Annotated in this window: 18 protein-coding genes; 7 read left to right on the forward strand and 11 right to left on the reverse strand. The window is 41.0% G+C overall.

From position 1 onward, the window contains the following. The first annotated feature begins 122 nt into the window (after positions 1-122). Entirely contained in the window at positions 123-374 is a 252-nt protein-coding gene (locus ACE1AT_RS00230; protein WP_016860880.1) for a DUF6761 family protein, read from the forward strand. A gap of 244 nt (positions 375-618) precedes the next feature. Here ACE1AT_RS00230 and grxD read toward each other — a convergent pair whose 3' ends face one another. The 3 genes from grxD to ACE1AT_RS00245 form a co-directional block, all read right to left on the reverse strand. Beyond that, the gene (gene grxD, locus ACE1AT_RS00235) at positions 619-942 is read right to left on the reverse strand and encodes a Grx4 family monothiol glutaredoxin (protein ID WP_374865331.1); all 324 of its coding nucleotides are present in this window, start codon (positions 940-942) and stop codon (positions 619-621) included. Positions 943-1,033: 91 nt separating this feature from the next. Next, the gene (locus ACE1AT_RS00240) at positions 1,034-1,285 is read right to left on the reverse strand and encodes a BolA family protein (protein ID WP_374865332.1); all 252 of its coding nucleotides are present in this window, start codon (positions 1,283-1,285) and stop codon (positions 1,034-1,036) included. Positions 1,286-1,414: 129 nt separating this feature from the next. Continuing rightward, positions 1,415-1,558 carry a ribbon-helix-helix protein, CopG family gene (locus tag ACE1AT_RS00245; RefSeq protein WP_374865333.1) on the reverse strand — a complete coding sequence of 48 codons (144 nt, stop codon included), beginning with the start codon at positions 1,556-1,558 and terminating at the stop codon, positions 1,415-1,417. A gap of 53 nt (positions 1,559-1,611) precedes the next feature. On the opposite strand from ACE1AT_RS00245, the gene ACE1AT_RS00250 reads away from it, so the two are divergent. Continuing rightward, positions 1,612-1,893 carry a helix-turn-helix domain-containing protein gene (locus ACE1AT_RS00250; protein WP_374865334.1) on the forward strand — a complete coding sequence of 94 codons (282 nt, stop codon included), beginning with the start codon at positions 1,612-1,614 and terminating at the stop codon, positions 1,891-1,893. A 62-nt stretch (positions 1,894-1,955) separates the two neighbouring features. Here the strand turns inward: ACE1AT_RS00250 and ACE1AT_RS00255 are convergent, their stop codons facing one another. Next, positions 1,956-2,567 carry a hypothetical protein gene (locus ACE1AT_RS00255; RefSeq protein ID WP_374865335.1) on the reverse strand — a complete coding sequence of 204 codons (612 nt, stop codon included), beginning with the start codon at positions 2,565-2,567 and terminating at the stop codon, positions 1,956-1,958. A gap of 351 nt (positions 2,568-2,918) precedes the next feature. Here ACE1AT_RS00255 and ACE1AT_RS00260 point away from each other — a divergent pair, with 351 nt between their 5' ends. Beyond that, positions 2,919-5,021, forward strand: a complete 2,103-nt coding sequence (locus ACE1AT_RS00260; RefSeq protein WP_374865336.1) for a S8 family serine peptidase — start codon at positions 2,919-2,921, stop codon at positions 5,019-5,021. 75 nt (positions 5,022-5,096) lie between these two features. Here the strand turns inward: ACE1AT_RS00260 and ACE1AT_RS00265 are convergent, their stop codons facing one another. The 3 genes from ACE1AT_RS00265 to grxC form a co-directional block, all read right to left on the reverse strand. Beyond that, positions 5,097-5,870: a lysophospholipid acyltransferase family protein gene (locus ACE1AT_RS00265; RefSeq protein WP_374865337.1), complete on the reverse strand. Its 774-nt coding sequence runs from the start codon at positions 5,868-5,870 to the stop codon at positions 5,097-5,099. A gap of 116 nt (positions 5,871-5,986) precedes the next feature. Beyond that, positions 5,987-6,430 carry a tRNA adenosine(34) deaminase TadA gene (gene tadA / locus ACE1AT_RS00270; protein ID WP_374865348.1) on the reverse strand — a complete coding sequence of 148 codons (444 nt, stop codon included), beginning with the start codon at positions 6,428-6,430 and terminating at the stop codon, positions 5,987-5,989. A 219-nt stretch (positions 6,431-6,649) separates the two neighbouring features. Continuing rightward, positions 6,650-6,964: a glutaredoxin 3 gene (grxC, locus tag ACE1AT_RS00275; protein ID WP_374865338.1), complete on the reverse strand. Its 315-nt coding sequence runs from the start codon at positions 6,962-6,964 to the stop codon at positions 6,650-6,652. 478 nt (positions 6,965-7,442) lie between these two features. Between grxC and glpX the strand changes: the two genes are divergently transcribed. The 3 genes from glpX (at position 7,443) to ACE1AT_RS00290 (ending at position 13,136) form a co-directional block, all read left to right on the forward strand. Continuing rightward, on the forward strand, positions 7,443-8,480 hold the full coding sequence (gene glpX, locus ACE1AT_RS00280; RefSeq protein WP_374865339.1) for a class II fructose-bisphosphatase: 1,038 nt from the start codon (positions 7,443-7,445) through the stop codon (positions 8,478-8,480). 253 nt (positions 8,481-8,733) lie between these two features. After that, complete coding sequence (locus tag ACE1AT_RS00285) at positions 8,734-10,020, forward strand: glutamyl-tRNA reductase (protein WP_374865340.1); 1,287 nt, start codon at positions 8,734-8,736, stop codon at positions 10,018-10,020. A gap of 122 nt (positions 10,021-10,142) precedes the next feature. Then, positions 10,143-13,136 (forward strand): UPF0182 family protein, encoded by a 2,994-nt coding sequence (locus ACE1AT_RS00290; protein ID WP_374865341.1) that lies wholly within the window; start codon positions 10,143-10,145, stop codon positions 13,134-13,136. Positions 13,137-13,183: 47 nt separating this feature from the next. Here ACE1AT_RS00290 and ACE1AT_RS00295 read toward each other — a convergent pair whose 3' ends face one another. From ACE1AT_RS00295 to ACE1AT_RS00305, 3 genes are read right to left on the reverse strand one after another with little or no spacing between them, the layout of a single operon-like run. Then, positions 13,184-14,533 carry a hypothetical protein gene (locus ACE1AT_RS00295; protein WP_374865342.1) on the reverse strand — a complete coding sequence of 450 codons (1,350 nt, stop codon included), beginning with the start codon at positions 14,531-14,533 and terminating at the stop codon, positions 13,184-13,186. A 3-nt stretch (positions 14,534-14,536) separates the two neighbouring features. After that, the gene (locus ACE1AT_RS00300; RefSeq protein ID WP_374865343.1) at positions 14,537-15,232 is read right to left on the reverse strand and encodes a FlgD immunoglobulin-like domain containing protein; all 696 of its coding nucleotides are present in this window, start codon (positions 15,230-15,232) and stop codon (positions 14,537-14,539) included. Between the two features lie 40 nt (positions 15,233-15,272). Beyond that, entirely contained in the window at positions 15,273-16,571 is a 1,299-nt protein-coding gene (locus ACE1AT_RS00305; protein ID WP_374865344.1) for a tetratricopeptide repeat protein, read from the reverse strand. 259 nt (positions 16,572-16,830) lie between these two features. Here ACE1AT_RS00305 and trxA point away from each other — a divergent pair, with 259 nt between their 5' ends. Beyond that, positions 16,831-17,163, forward strand: a complete 333-nt coding sequence (gene trxA, locus ACE1AT_RS00310) for a thioredoxin (RefSeq protein ID WP_374865345.1) — start codon at positions 16,831-16,833, stop codon at positions 17,161-17,163. Here the strand turns inward: trxA and ACE1AT_RS00315 are convergent. Then, positions 17,160-17,360: hypothetical protein (locus ACE1AT_RS00315; protein WP_374865346.1), on the reverse strand; the 201-nt coding region annotated here is incomplete at its 5' end. The two genes, trxA and ACE1AT_RS00315, sit on opposite strands and share 4 nt — an antisense overlap.

Raw genomic sequence — 17,360 nt, forward strand, 5'->3', positions numbered from 1 at the left:
CATGCAAGACTACTCCCTATAGCCGAAGATAGGGATTTTAAATAGATGTCAAACTGAAATGTACTTCACATTTCAGCTTGAATAATTTACAATTCTCATTCCAAAGAGATTTTTACAGCAGTATGCTCCAAGACACACAAACCATCCGCTATTACCAAAGACTAACCGACGCCTTCGTCGAGTTATGGAATCGCGGTTATCGTACTGATGATATGCGGATGTATTTGGATGGTTATCTAGCCGCGCTGCGACATGGTAACGCCATTGAGCCATATTTGATCCATCGCTTAGAGGAGGAAGCTACCCGCTATTTATACGATGTATCGAATTTTACGATGACACTACCAGAACCAGAGCCAGATTACTACAGGTGACTTTCGACTAGTCACAAGATGCTCACTCCTGATTGACGCAGACAATTATAGCACGTTGTCTATCCCCGTCAATGATGGTGGTGGTGGAAAATTTGGAGATTTTTAATTTTTTTTAGTGATCAATCCCCCCTGTGACGTTTTAGGTTTTCGACAGGGGGGATTTTTGATAGTGGTCAATCGTCAATCGTCAATTGTCAATAGGTAAACAGCTTAGACACTGGACACTTGATACTTGACACTTGATTTATGAAGCTAAAGCGACTTCAACCTTTTGTTGCAATTCACCTTTTTGATAAAGTTCAATCAAGATGTCTGAACCACCAACAAATTCCCCATTGATATAGACTTGGGGAATTGTTGGCCAGTTGGAATATTCTTTTATTCCTTGGCGAAGTTCGTAGTCGTCCAAAATATTAACAGTCTCAAAGGGAACTCCTAATGTGTTCAAAATTTGCACAACATTGTTGGAAAACCCACACATGGGCATTAATTTGGTTCCCTTCATAAAAACCAAAATTTTGTTTTCTTTGAGTAAACTGTCAATACGTTCTTGAAGTTCAGGTGTCATAATTTTTGTGTTCCTACTCTTTAGTTGTCAATTGTCAAAGGTCAATTGTGAAATTTTTTACTATTGACCTTTGACACTGGACTCTGGACTATTAACTATTACTAGCAAATGCTTCGGGAGTATATGTTTTTAGTGCTAAAGCATGGATTGCTTCACTGGACATAGCTTGTCCTAAAGCCCTATAAATTAACTGGTGTTGCTGCACCAATCCTTTATCTGCGAACTGCGATGAAACTACTGTCACCTGGTAGTGATCACCACCACCAGTCAAGTCTTGTACTTGAATTTGGGCATCTGGCAGTTCCGCCTTGATCATTTCCTCAATCTGTTGCGGACTAATCATCGCGATTCCTAAATCAAACTTCTTTATATATTATTATCAACAATGAGGCTAAGACATTGCCAATTTGCGAGTCCTGAAAACCTGAGTATAAATACTATTCACCAAAAGTATGGGTCTGAAGCCTCGCCCTTAAGCGGGCGACTTTTTTTTGATTTTCAGTTTCCTAATCAGTTCCCTAAGTACATCAGACTTTGTTCTCTTGGTTGCTTGGCAATACTCTTCAAAATGTGCCAATTCTTCTTTTGTTAATCGAAAAAACACGCTTTTATCCATGGCTCTGTATGTCTAGATGATATACAATAGTAGCAGATTTTAGAGGAAAATTAGTGAAAGCCAGATATCAGTATCGTTTCTACCCGACAGCACAGCAACAGGTGAGTTTAGCTCAGTTGTTTGGTTGTGTTCGTGTGGTATGGAACGATGCTCTGGCTATCTGCAAACAGTCTGAAAAGTTGCCCAAGAATAGCGATTTGCAAAAACTTGTGATTACGCAAGCCAAAAAGACTATTGACCGCAAATGGTTGTTAGACGTTTCTACCACTCCATTACAGCAGTCTGTTGCTGACTTAGGTGTCGCCTACAAAAACTTCTATCATTTAAACATTTAAAAATCCGCTCACCTGATGGCGGCGGTCTATTGGATGAACTTATGGTAGATATTATTTTTCGATTATTTTTTGGGCTGAGACGAAGAAGAGGTGTTGCTTCCTCCTGCTGAGAAAGGCGCATTGACAAAACCCAACTCCAAGAGTTGCTGATAAGCTTTCTTACCTAAGTCTCGTGTGGGATTTTGACTCTTGATGATTTGAACTAGTAAAGGAACTGCTAATTCCGGTTTATTTTGCGCTCGATGTACTAATGCTAGTTGATAAGTGGCTTCATCACGCAATTGTGCAGTTTCTAGCGCCAATTTACGTTGGGAATCAGCAACTCTATTGTCAATTCCAGAAAAGCTGGAATTGAGTTCTTGATAAAAATTCGATAGCTGATTAAAAACTAATCTTGCTTCTTGAAGCTTCTTCGCAGCTGCATCATAGTTTTGGGAATTGACTGCTTGACCGGCATCTGACATTAACCGCTTGCCACCATCAACGCTTAAAATGCTATTATTTTGGGCTGTTGGACGCAAGTTATTAGGATTATTGGGGTCAATAGGTTGTGCTTGGTTAGGGATATTTATAATCTGTGCTTGTTGAGCATGAACAGGTAACAGCAGACTCAGGGCTGTTATGACTGATAAAGAAGTGAAGCGAATTAAGGGAACATTAGCTAAAGACTTCATGGGATAAATTTATGCAACAACTCAACAAAAAAAGATAGAAACTTCGGGTATCTTAACTTTGTTTTGGACTTTAACAAAACAAAGCCACGTAATAAACTGCTTACAGAAGTGGGAAATAAGGGTAAGGAGGAACTTAAGGTCTTCACTTCCTGAAGGAGTGAGGATCAAGGACAGAGTTAATTTTTCCAAAAATAAAAATTAAAAACTCTTTTCCTCTTAACTCTTTAGCCTTTTTCCACATATTGCAAAAGGTACGATGGTCACGAGACCGAATATAGTTTCTCCGATCTAAAACGAAAATCGGTGAAATCATGTTCCCATTGCTTTCTTACAGTAGCTTAAATCACTGCTATGAACGATCGCCTAAATTCCTCTGATTATCCTCCCACAGAAATGCCTGCAAGTAGCCAGGGATTTATCTTACAACGTGGTGGTGAAGAATTAATCTTAGAAAAGGTGAGCGATCGCTTCACCGTCCGTCCTCATGATGATCTCTCACCCCAAGCATTATCTCAGGCAAATTGGGGCAATTGGCGTCACAATATTCCCAAAGCACAGCTAGCCTTATTTACTGTTCCACCTTCCCAGCTAGAAGGGGCAATGTCCATAGCACGGGATTCTCAAAATGTGGCGTTCGTCAGTCACGTTTATCAAATCAAGGATAGTCCCAGCACCAAAGTTTATCTGAGTGATCAGATCACCATTCAATTTGCAGCTTGGGTAGACAGCGCCACAATTAACGCGATCGCCACCAAATTTGGCTTAGTCCTACAAAAATCGGTTCCTAATCTTCCTAATACTTTTGTTTTCATTGTCGGTGAACAAGCACAGGCAAATCCTATTAAAATTTCTAATCAATTAATTTCATTACCAGAAGTTGTAGTTGCTGAACCCAACATCATCACGGATCAGCAACCCCATTATCAACCTCGTGACCCCCTCTACCCGCAGCAATGGTATCTTAATCACAATGGCGGTAATCAATTAGCTAATGGTTCTCATATTGCTGTGGAACAAGCCTGGGATATCACTCGCGGGATTCGTTCGGTTGTCGTGGCGGTGGTAGATGATTCTTTTGATTTAAATCATCCAGATTTTCAAGGTAATGGCAAAATTGTCGCCCCTAGAGACTTAAAAGAAAACGATTTTTTACCTTTACCAAATGAAAAACAAGCCAGTCATGGTACAGCTTGTGCAGGCATAATCATAGCAGAAGAAAATGGTACAGGTATTGCTGGGGTTGCCCCTGGTTGTGCTTTTATGCCAATTCGCAGTCCAGGACTTTTAGATGATCAGTCCATCGAAGAAATTTTTAATTGGGCGATTGATAAGGGAGCGAGTATAATTTCTTGCAGTTGGGGGGCGTCGGCTGTTTACTTTCCTCTCTCCTTACGCCAACGCGCCGCTATTACCCGTGCTGCCACTCAAGGACGTAATGGCAAAGGTTGTGTAATTTTATTTTCCGCAGGTAATGCCAATCGTCCGGTCAGCGGTACTGTGAATGAGCAGGGATGGCAGAAAGATTTAGTTAAAGGTAATACTAAATGGCTAAGTGGTTTTGCGGTACATCCTGATGTGATTACAGTATCTGCTTCTACGAGTTTGAATAAAAAAGCCGCTTATAGTAACTGGGGAACTAATATTTCTGTGTGTGCGCCTAGTAACAACGCTTTACCAGGAATGTGGTTTCAAGACCAAGGTTATGTGTACACCCAACCAAGCATCGCCACTGCATTGTCTGGACGAGGAATATTAACAACAGACCAAGTAGGGGCTGTGGGCTACAATCCAGGCGATTTTACTAGCAATTTTGGTGGAACTTCCAGTGCTACCCCGGTAGTCGCAGGTGTAGCAGCATTGATTTTGTCAGTGAATCCAGACTTAAGCGCCCAAGAAGTCAAACGTATTTTAGAAGAAACCGCCGATAAAATTGTTGACCTAGAACCAGACCTCCAATTGAAGATGAGTTATGGCACTTATGATGAGAATGGCCATTCGCAATGGTTTGGTTATGGGAAAGTGAATGCTTTACGGGCGGTACAAGTAGCCCAAAAACTTCGTACAGCCACATTAACTACTACTGGGGTTGTCAGAGGAGAGAATAACAACAAAGTCGCGATTCCAGACAATGACAAACAGGGAATTAAAAGCGCGATCGCGATCTCTGATTCTAGCCTAGTCAAAGATATTCAAATCAATGTCAATATTACCCATGATTTTTTAGGTGATTTAGAAATTTACTTAATAGCGCCTAATAATCACCTAGTATTATTGCAAAGTCGCACTTTAGGTCGTCGCAGTCAACTGCAAGCAACTTACACCGTGCGATCGCATCCAATCCTCAGACAGTTATTATCTTTACCAGCCAAAGGACGTTGGCAATTATGGGTAATTGACTACGCACTACAAGATATAGGGAAACTCAATAGCTGGGAATTAATTTTGGGAATTTAGTAATTGGTAATTGGTAATTGGTTGGTAGTTAGAATAAATACCTATCCACTATCCACTATCAACTATCAGCAAAAATTACGAATTTTGCATTTCTGCAAACGCATGAGTATTAATTGTTGATTCCTGATGACTTAATTGTTCAAGTGCATTTGCTAAATCAACTGTCAGACGTTTAGCATCTTTTTTTACAGAACCCTTAATATAATCTGCTACTTTAATGACCGATCCGATGTGAATGCTAACATCAGTACCCCAATCAGGATAAGGTTGACTATAGTTGATACCAACTGGCAAAATTTTGACTCCTAAATCTGGGTGACTAGATTCAGCGGTTAAAGCTAAACGAGCAATTCCAGACTTGAGAGGATGAAGTTCACCATCACGAAAAATGTTGCCTTCAGGATAAATAACTAACATTTCTCCACGCTGAAGTAATTCCATTGCATGGCGAAGAGTAGTGATTGATGGGCGTTGAGGATCTACAGGAAAACCTCCCAAGCGCCGTACAAACCAACCCTGCAAACCTTGACATTCATCAATAGTCACCATAAATCGCAAGTCTCGACCTGTGACACAACGACCACTGGCGTAGGGTAACAGTAATGAATCCCAACGGGCGCGATGGGTAGGGGCAAGAATCACAGGGCCTGTTGTGGGGATATTTTCTTGTCCGGTAATTCTAATCTGTCCAAAAAATAAAGGTAGAAGATGACCTCCCAACAAATACGCCAGAGGGGTTAACCAAGGAGATAACCATGAGGTATTAGTAGAAATCGCCGTCTCAGCATTGACTGAAATCTGGGCTAGTTTTCCGTGGCAGATTTGATCGTCGTAAGAGTGAAGTTCCATGATTACGGGGCAACTGACTGTAGGTTAGAAAAGTAATAAAAATTAGGAATTAGATACACCGTAGATTTTCTTCCTAGAGTTGTGTTGCACCAGCTGGACAGTTTTACCTCTGTCCGTTATTCGGTGCGGTGTCGCCGATTTGCAAACCACATTTGTAACTGCTGACGACAAGCAGTTTCCAAAATGCCTCCAATGACACGCAGACGGTGATTAGAAGCCGCACTATCGGGGATATTAACAACAGTACGAATGGCACCAGTTTTTGGGTCGTCCACGCCATAGACAAGAAGTCCAACACGGGCTTGGACAATTGCACCCGCACACATCGGACAAGGTTCGAGAGTAACATAGAGAGTACATTGGTTCAGACGCCAAGTTTGTAACTTGCTAGCTGCTGCTTTCAGGGCAAGAATTTCTGCATGGGCTGTTGGGTTTTGGTCGCGTTCTTTACGATTTTCCCCTTCAGCAAGCAAGTTGCCTGATGAATCAATAATAACAGCACCAACTGGTACTTCCCCTCTTTCACCAGCTATTCGTGACAATTGTAGGGCGTGATACATCCACTGTCGATGTATAAGATATTCGGAGTATTTAAATGATCGCATTAATTTATGAGCAGTGAATGAGTTTGTAGTGTAGACGCTCGTAAGAGCGGCTACTTACCCTTCGGGAACCCTTTCAGGGAACAGAAGCCACTACTCTACGAGAAGGGTGGACTTTAGTCCTCAAATATTCAAGCACTAAACTGCTTACTACAAACTTATCAAAACACTTTTAGATTAAAGCGCTGGTTGGGCTAAAAGAGTGTCGAGTTGAGCTTTTGTATCTAATTCGTAGAGGTCATCACAGCCGCCAACGTGTTGATTATTAATGAAAATCTGTGGTACAGTGCGACGTCCGTTGGCACGTTCTGCCATTGCTGTTCTAGCTGTTTCGTCACCATCGATTTTATATTCAGTGAAATTAACGCCTTTCCACCACAACAGCATTTTGGCACGAATGCAGTAAGGGCAAGTTTGCCAAGTATATATCTCTACATTGGCTTTCACATTTTCTGGATGGCGGTTTAAAAGAGAGTTGATGAAGTTGAACATATTTTAGAGCTTAAATAAATTTTGTAATTAATCTCTAGTTTAAACATTATTTTTCAACGTCGATCTATTGCTTTTCGATATTCAGGAGATAGACGGTATGTGTATGAGGTTCTATAAATGTCTGTATTGATTCTAAAATTTTCATAACAACCCTCTTGCATGGGAAGAAGAAAAATAAAAATTATATGTTTTAGTTATTCAAAAGCAATACATAATCTAAGTGTCAAAATGTAATTTGAATATGAGAAAAATCTATTTTCAGTTAGATATTTCAACTTTTAGTTTTACTAATCTACACACTAGCAATACTTAAGTATTACTTAGAGGGAATAATACTACTTTTTATACGTAAATTACAAAAATTAACAAATGCTGCATCAGAGAGTATTTTCCACTGGTATCCGCCCTTTGGTAGACTGTAAAACTGAAATCACCTGATGAAAAGTCGCAAAATCAAGCTATCGAGAGGGCAGACTCTGTGGAAAATACTCTTGGGTTGGAGATTATTGAGGTAGTTGAGCAAGCCGCGATCGCTTCTGCTCGTTGGATGGGTAAGGGCGAAAAAAACACCGCAGACGAAGTGGCTGTAGAAGCCATGCGGGAGCGGATGAATAAAATCTATATGCGTGGTCGCATCGTCATTGGCGAAGGCGAACGCGATGATGCTCCCATGCTTTACATTGGAGAAGAAGTCGGTATCTGTAGCCGTCCGGATGCTAAAGATTTTTGTAACCCAGATGAATTAATTGAAATTGACATTGCTGTTGACCCTTGTGAAGGTACTAACCTTGTGGCTTATGGTCAACCAGGCTCAATGGCAGTATTGGCAATTTCCCAAAAAGGTGGTTTGTTTGCGGCTCCTGACTTCTACATGAAGAAGCTAGCTGCTCCCCCAGCTGCTAAGGGTAAAGTAGACATAAATAAGTCTGCCACTGAAAATTTGAAAATTCTAGCTGAATGTCTAGATAGAGCCATTGAAGAACTTGTTGTGGTGGTGATGAAGCGTGAACGCCACAACGATCTGATCAAAGAAATCCGAGAAGCAGGAGCGAGAGTCCAACTCATTTCTGATGGTGATGTGGGTGCAGCCTTATCCTGTGGTTTTGCTGGAACCAATATTCATGCTCTCATGGGGATTGGTGCGGCTCCTGAAGGTGTGATTTCTGCTGCGGCTATGCGTGCCTTGGGTGGACACTTCCAGGGTCAGTTAATCTATGATCCGGAAATAGTCAAGACTGGTTTGATTGGCGAAAGCAAAGAAGCTAACATCGAACGCTTGAAGTCTATGAATATTAACGACCCTGACAAGGTCTATGATGCTCATGAACTGGCATCCGGTGAAACCGTCTTGTTCGCTGCTTGTGGTATTACCTCTGGTAATCTCATGCAAGGCGTCCGCTTCTTCCACGGAGGCGCAAGAACTCAAAGCTTGGTAATTTCCAACCAATCGAAAACAGCTCGCTTTGTGGACACCATCCACATGTTTGAAGAACCCAAGACATTGCAGTTGCACTAAATTTTAGGGATCGGGGATAGGGGATCAGGGATCGGGGACTGGGAGGACAAGGGAGAAAAGGGAGAAAAGGGAGAAAAGGGAGACAAGGGAGAAAAGGGAGAAATTGTTGCCTTATCCCCATTCCCTGATTCCCGATTCCCGATTCCCGATTCCCGATCCCGATTCCCGATCCCCGATTCCCGATCCCCGATCCCCGATCCCCATTCCCTGATTCCCGATCCCCTATTCCCAATTAGTAAATACGATTTAGCAAATGAATATAGCAGTAGTGGGGTTAAGCCATAAAACAGCCCCAGTCGAAGTCCGGGAAAAGCTGAGTATTCCAGAACCACAAACCGAAAGTGCGATCGCACACCTACTTAGCTATCCCCACATTGATGAAGTTACCATCCTCAGCACTTGTAACCGTTTAGAAATTTACATTGTTACTGAAGAAAGCGAACAGGGTGTTCGAGAAGTTACACAGTTTCTCTCGGAACACAGCAAAATTGCTGTGACATCTCTACGCCAACACCTATTTGTTTTGCTTCATCAAGATGCTGTGATGCATTTGATGCGGGTTGCTGCTGGTTTAGATAGCTTAGTACTTGGTGAAGGTCAAATTCTCGCCCAGGTAAAAAATACTCATAAGCTAGGACAGCAATACGACGGTATAAAAACTATTTTGAATCGATTATTCAAACAAGCGATCACAGCTGGTAAGCGGGTACGTACTGAAACTAGTATTGGTACTGGTGCCGTTTCTATCAGTTCTGCGGCGGTAGAATTGGCGCAGATGAAGATAGAAAATCTCGCAGCTTGTCGAGTGACTATACTCGGTGCTGGCAAAATGTCACGCTTGTTGGTGCAACACCTAGTTTCTAAAGGTGCTGGCAAAATTTGTATTTTAAATCGCTCTGTTAGTAGAGCAGAAGAATTAGCGAAAACTTTCTCCGAACATAATATCCAAACTCATCCACTTTCGGAAATGATGTCAGTCATTTGTGAAAGTGATTTAGTATTTACAAGTACGTCTGCCACTGAGCCAATTTTGGATCGTGCCAAGTTAGAAATTGTGTTAGAAGCCGGTCGGGCGCTGATGTTAATTGATATTTCCGTCCCACGCAACGTTCATGCAGACGTTAACGAACTCGCAAACGTCAAGGCGTTTAACGTCGATGATTTGAAAGCAGTGGTAGCTCAAAACCATGAAAGCCGTCGTAAGATGGCTCAAGAAGCCGAAGGACTTTTAGAAGAAGAAGTAGAAGCTTTTGATGTTTGGTGGCGATCGCTCGAAACTGTCACCACGATTAGTTGTCTACGCAATAAAATTGAAACCATTCGAGAACAAGAACTAGAAAAAGCTTTGTCGCGTTTGGGTTCAGAATTTGGCGAAAAACACCAAGAAGTGATCGAGGCTTTAACACGAGGGATTGTTAACAAAATTTTACATGACCCAATGGTACAACTGCGAGCGCAGCAAGATGTTGATGCCAGACGCCGTTGTATGCAATCCCTGCAAATGTTATTTAACCTGGATGTAGGAGAGCAATTTAGTTAGGGAATGGGGATTGGGGATCGGGGACAAGGAGGACAAAACAAGTCAAAAGTCAAAAGTCAAAAGTCAAAATTAAGAACTTGTTGCCCAATGCCCAATGCCCCATGTCCCATGCCCGTCCCTGTATGAAACGCCTTTTTCGAGTCATTGCACTGCTGTTAGGTTTGTGGCTATTGTGGGAATTAGCCTCACGTCTGGTTGCGGAAATTCTTTGGTTTGATGAAGTTGGATATTTACAAGAATTTCTGTTGCGCTTACAGACACAAGTGGGGTTGTGGGCGATCGCTTTTTTGATCTCAATCAGTTTTTTACTAGGGAATTTAGTTATAGCGAATCGTCTCAAGTACCATTCTGGGAAGATTGGGACGCGGGGACGCGGGGACGCTGGGAGTATAAATGAAAGATTCCCCGTGTCACCGCGTCAGAATATCTCCGTGTTTTCTCAAGCGTTTCCGCGTCAGATATTCTCCGCGTCTTCTCAAAGCGCGTCTTCTCATCTGAAGCTACACCTACTCCTCCCAGCAGTTTTGGGACTGAGTGCTTTAGCAGGATTGATTCTGATTTATTACACTCAGACGGCTTTTGACTTGTGGTTTGTCAATATCAAACTCTTCACTCTATCTTGGCAACTACCACCCCCACTACAGTTATTTTTACAACTTTTTCACTCCGTAGAAATACGTTTACCAATTGTCAATACAGGTTTGCTGGTGGTTTTGGTGATCGCGATTTTAATTAATCATCAGTTTTTTTTAAAAGCGATCGCCATACTGATTAGCTTACTATTAGCATTTTTGCTATCAGCACGGTGGGTGCTGCTTTTGCAGTATTTCCAACCTACCAGTTTTAACAGTACAGACCCTCTTTTTAACCGAGATATTAGTTTTTATGTATTCTCTCTACCAATTTGGGAACTATTCAAATTTTGGTTGCTGGGGCTTTTTTTATACAGTCTAGCCTCTGTAACATTAATTTATCTGCGTTCATCTAATAGTTTGAGCGAGGGGTGGTTTCCAGGGTTTTCTGTACTACAGCGACTCCATTTAAACGCCTTGACAAGTTTGCTGATGCTGGTAATTGGCTTGCATTATTGGTTGTTGCGCTACGAACTTTTATATTCCAAGAGTGGATTCAACTTTGGTGCTAGCTACACAGAAGTCAAGGTACAGTTACCAATTTATACTGGGCTGAGTGTATTGGCGGTAGCGATCGCAGTTTACTTACTGTGGCGAATATATATTTTATCTAGACGTAAAAAAACGAGATTAAGACCAATTCCCTTTCCCCGCCAACTAGTCTACTTGCTCGTATTGTACCTAGTAGTAGCAGGGGTTTCTGGCGAAATTTTGCCCACGATTGTACAGCGTTTAGTTGTCCAACCCAATGAATTAGCCCAGGAAAGACCTTATATTGCTCGTACTATTGCTTTCACCCGCAAAGCATTTAAACTAGATGCGATCGATGCGGAAACCTTCGATCCACGAGGTCAGCTGACAGCAGCTGACTTAAAGGAAAATCAGCAAACAATTGGTAATATTCGTTTGTGGGATACCCGTCCTTTGTTACAAACTAATCGTCAGTTGCAACAAATCCGACCATATTACAAGTTTGCTGGTGCTGATATTGACCGCTATACGTTATTGCGAAACGTTCAAAATAAAACGACAGAATATCAACAAACTATTATCGCAGCGCGGGAACTAGATTATGGTGATGTTCCACAGCAGGCGCAGACTTGGATAAATAAACATTTAATTTATACTCATGGCTACGGATTTACACTGAGTCCAGTAAATCTTGTTGGCCCCGGTGGATTACCCTATTACTACGTTAAAGATATTGGTGTTGAAGATACACCTAGTCAAGGAGCTTTACAAATCACCACAGAAGAAATTCGTGCCAGCGTTCCCATTACCCAACCACGCATTTACTACGGGGAAATTACTGACACTTACGTGATGACTGGGACAAAAACTCAAGAATTAGATTATCCCAGTGGTAACGAGAATGTCTACAACGTTTACGATGGGCAGGGTGGAATTTCTATTGGTGCGATGTGGCGGCGGTTGCTGTTTGCTCAATATCTCAAAGATTGGCAAATGCTACTGACGCGCAACTTTAATTCTCAAAGCAAATTATTATTTCGTCGCAACATTCGAGAAAGGGTACAAGCGATCGCACCTTTTTTACGTTTTGACAGTGACCCCTACTTAGTTGCTGCGGATGGGGGAGGGACAACTGTTACAGGTAAATCAACAGACCTTTACTGGATAATTGATGCTTACACGACAAGCGATCGCTATCCCTATTCTGATCCTGGTAAAAATCCATTTAATTACATTCGTAATTCCGTCAAAGTCGTTGTTGATGCCTACAATGGCACAGTAGATTTCTATGTTGCTGATCCCACAGATCCAGTAATTACAACTCTGGGGAATATTTTTCCTCAGATGCTTAAACCTCTGCAAACTATGCCAGCTGCACTGCGTAGTCATATTCGCTACCCAGGAGATTTTTTCAGAATTCAATCAGAACGCCTGCTGACATATCATATGATTGATCCACAGGTGTTTTACAACCGGGAAGATTTATGGGAAATACCGACAGAAATTTATGGTAGCGAAGAGCAATCGGTAGAACCATACTACCTAATCATGAAATTGCCACAAACAGAAACAGAAGAGTTTATTTTACTGTTACCTTTTAAGCCCAACCAACGTGCAAATTTAATTGCTTGGTTAGCAGCACGTTCTGACGGCGAGAATTACGGCAAATTGTTACTATATGAATTTCCTAAACAATTATTAGTCTACGGAACTCAACAAATTGAAGCATTAATCAACCAAGACCCGGTAATTTCTCAACAGATTACTCTGTGGAACCGTGAAGGTTCAAAAGTAGTTCAAGGAAATCTTTTAGTAATTCCTATTGAGCAATCTCTTTTATATGTTGAACCCTTATATTTGGAAGCAGAACAAAATAGTTTGCCAACATTTGTAGCAGTCATTGTTGCCTACGAAAATAAAATTGTGATGGCAGAAACTTTAGAACAAGCATTTGCTGCTATCTTTCAGCCAGAGAAACCAGCTTCGCCGACAATTATACGACCTGTGGAGTGAGGACGGAAAGCAGAAAGATTGTCCTAAAAACAAGGAAGTAAAATTTATTATGGGTTTGCTGCTGCTTTAGAATTTGCAGACAACCAGGATAGAAAATCATTGACTATCCAGCTCAAGAGAGAAATGATAGCAGCACTGAAAAAAGAAATCATGGCAATTATTACGTCGTTAGAGAAGAAGTTTGCTAGGAAACTTGACTTAAGACTTCTTACTGGTAAGCGACGGTCTAGCCCTACTTGAATCTGTTTTGCTTCCCCTGCAAATCGAACTTCTAATCCTTCAGGGGGAGTAGATACTTCTACAGCCTCATCCGCAATTTGGACATTGATTTCTTGAGGTGGTTTAGGTGGAATAATTTCTAAGTTGAGTAAGCGGTTAATCCCTGGTTTGCTAATAAGGAGAAACTGATTTGATTCAATTTTCAGTTCTCGCTCACCCATGCGAATTTGCCCTTTAATTATCGTGGAGTTATATATTTCATCGTTGATGTTGATTCCTGTTTGCTTTAACTGTTCAAAATTTACGTTTTTAACATCTAAATCTCCCCATAGCCACTCTTCTGAATTAACTTTGCGAAGATCAGGTAAGTTGACTGATAAACGAGTCGTTTTATTCAGTGAGAGACTAAGTTGAGAATTATCAGGCTGAAAGATTAATTCGATAGGATTGGGACTATCTGGACTGTCTTGTAACCCCAAATCCTCTAGCTTATAGCCTGTTAAGGTTAATTTAATTGGATAATCTCCCAGAGAAATAGAGAGTTGAGCAGCTTCATTTAATTCATCTGTCTTAACTTTCACATCATTCTGCTCTGTAGTAGTCAGTGGTAGTGACAATCGACGGTTGTAAGGGTTGTAGCTCAGTGAATTAATGGATGTCTTGGGTTGAAGTCTCAATTCTGAGATTTTCAATTCACTGGGTTGCTTGGTTGTAGCAGGACTAATTATCCATTGACTTTTTTCATGAGGTAATAGAATTTTCAAGGAATTAAGTTGAAGTAATTTTTGATTCAAAATTTGATCGGAGGGATTAGAAAATCTACCATTCAATATAAAAGTTTGATTTCCCTCTCCCTCAATTTGAGAAATTTCTCGGATGTTATTCAGAAAAAGTTTGTTAGATTCTTGCCCAGCGTAAGTGAAGCTAAGATTTTTGACCACTAAGTTTCCTTCAAAAATTTGAGGACTGGGCAAAATACCTGCAAGAATAACGCTAGAGAAAAAAATTAAGAGTATGAGAACAAAAATAGATAGAGTTCGTTGTCCCAAATAACTAATAAACTGTCTGAGTTTAGTAATAATTTCCCTTCCAATGGTGTAAAAGATACGCCATATCCATCGCAGTAACCGAATGATAAATTTTAAGAACCTTTGTCGAGGATTTCGCCGGGGTTTCACAATTTACTTAAGCCAATTGGGGTTGTGTGCAAATAGAATCTGAATCTTGCTTTCTTCTGGTGGTTTGCCATATTGTTCCTGTTGAGCCACTACCTTAAGTTCGTATCGACCAGGTGGAGCAATACTTCCATCCTTTTTGTGTCCATTCCAAGTAAAGGGGATCTCACCGCCTTGAGAAGAGCGCGAAGGACTGGTATAGATATCTTGTCCATTAAGGCGAATTTGGAAGCTACGAACTTTGGCAGCGCCGTTAGAGTGGAGAACAAACTCATACTTGCCAGAAGATTTCCCAATTATCACAGGAATGAATACTGGTTGAGAACCCTGATTCACAGAGGCAAGAGCGCGTAGAGTATTCACAGGTACTTCTGCTTTTTTTAGCACATATGTAGACCAACCAAAAGTGAAGCGTGATGACTCGGATATGAGGGAGAAATTATCTAACTGATATCTCTTAAGTACTGAACGTAAACTTACTACTGGCTTACCACTACCAGACAAGCGAGGCACTTGCAGACTAATAGTGTTACCAATTGGTTCAGCAATACTACGGCTCACCAAAGAGATGAGGTTGAAACCTCCACCTACTGGGATAGAATACTTAATACCTTCGCAACGATTGCTATCTCGACGCTGGTAAGTAATTTCACGAGTATTGCCAGAAGGACACGCCTGAGTAGGTAGAGAAGTCAGGCTCATAATCATAGAACTGGCAAAAAAACTTGATACTGAGAGAATTTTATAATTCATAGCCCCATGTACGCAGTTGATTTTTCACTAACTCTATTGGGTGAGCAAATCCATAACCAGCAGTCCCAATGTTTCCTTTTTCAGGGCCAGGAGATAATATGTTATATACAACACCAACTACATTATTTTGTTTATCCAACACAGGTGAGCCAGAATGACCAATATAAAGAGCGGCTTTAGATATTTGTAGTCGCTGATTTGCTATGCTAGTGATTTCTCCAGTATCGGGAGTCCAATCTGATACATCAGGAATGTTAGGATGACCAATAACTCGTACTGTTGTATTCAAGGAAACATTTGTAGAAGCCATTTGGAGAGCCTGAATGTCTGTACTAATAGGAGCATCTATGACTTCTAGGACAGCAAGATCAAGAAGATCATTTTCCTTGGTAATGTTTGTAATCTTGGCTGGAATTGGTGGTCTTATTTGATTAGCACTATAAAACTGTACTGTCACTTCTTTACTAGGTTTGTTATTAAATTGACTATCTGTAACAAGGTGACGATTAGTAATAATCCAAACACGATTTCCCTGTTTTGTTAAAATCCACCCTGTACCATGCGTAGTTCCGGTTGATTTTTTGACTGCAATTTTGACTACTGAAGCTAAAGGTGGAGGTGAGAATTTATCTGGCGAATCAATTACTATTGGGTCATTTCCTACAACACTGATTGTAGTCTCACCATTTACTGACGGTCTGACCCTAATCTCAGTTTTCTGCTGATAAGTTTCACTCGGTAAATTCTGTCGCGAAGCCAACTCTCTTTGAAGACTATCTAAGTTATTTCGAGCAATCACATCATCGGGGTCTAGTTCGATAGCTTTCTTATAAGCAGCGATCGCATCTGGGATGTTGTTCCGGACGTAGAATACATTTCCCAAATTATTGTATGCTAAGGAAAAGTGAGGATCAATTTGAATTGCCTTACGATAAGCAGTTTCAGCTTCATCAAGTTTGTTTTCTTGAGATCCTAATGTGTTTCCTAGACCATTCCATGCATATGGATTCCGAGGGTTTAGTTCAATTGCTTTTTTATAGGTGGCAAGTGCTTCATCCAATTTTCCTTGAAGACGTAAGGATCTGCCTAGAAAAACCCACACATCAGGGTCTTTTGGTTTGCGTCGGAGGGCTTCTCGCCAAATCGCTTCTGCCTGAGCGAAATCTTCAGATGCTGAAGCATTTTTTCCTTGCTGAATTAGCTGCTCGTATGTTTGAGCTACCGCTATTTGAGGAGTCACAGCTAGAACAAGAGTGAACAGGAAGACAAAAAACTTAGAAAGTCTCACAACTTAAAATACTCAAGTCAGTATAATAGTGAAATATATTTATACTAACATAGTGAAAATACTTGTAGTGTGTAAGAAGAGTCGCAAGAGTTCATGGTAGTGTGGGAGAATCACTGACTACATTTTGAGGGAATGAGTTGTTGGGGAAAGAGCGATCGCTTGTAGTATATAGTTTTTACATTCACCTTGTTATACCAATTTTCTAAGCTATATTCAGAATTTTTACTGAAATTTTAGTTTGATGCTGAGGAATTAAAAAATGTCTACTGAAACTGATATAGTTGCTTACATTCAAGAAGCTGAATTTGATGCTCTTTTAAGTGAACAAAAAGTTGTTGTTGTTGACTTTACTGCTACTTGGTGTGGACCGTGCCGTCTTGTTAGTCCGTTAATGGATCAACTTGCACAGGAATACAAAGGTCGCGTCAAAGTCGTTAAGGTAGACGTGGATAACAACAAACCGATGTTCAAAAAGTTCGGTCTTCGCAGCATTCCAGCAGTTTTAATTTTCAAAGATGGTGAGTTAGCAGAAACAATCGTAGGAGTATCCCCTTACGAGCAATTTAGCAACGCTGTTGACAAGCTTCTTTAGCTTGTTGAAAGGTGGTGGTAACATAAGTTTTGGAAATCGGGCGATCGCACAATTGAATTGACCTCTCCCCGCCATAAATGGACGGGGATTCTAAACTGTTGCTGCGAGGAAGGCGTTGCATCCGTTCCTCTGCGCTTTGTAGTTTTGGTTTCCCAGATGCGGTATCTGGTAGCAAGGGTCAAAACTTGCCTACAGAC

The organism is Pelatocladus sp. BLCC-F211, assembly GCF_041928655.1.
Taxonomy (GTDB): domain Bacteria; phylum Cyanobacteriota; class Cyanobacteriia; order Cyanobacteriales; family Nostocaceae; genus Pelatocladus.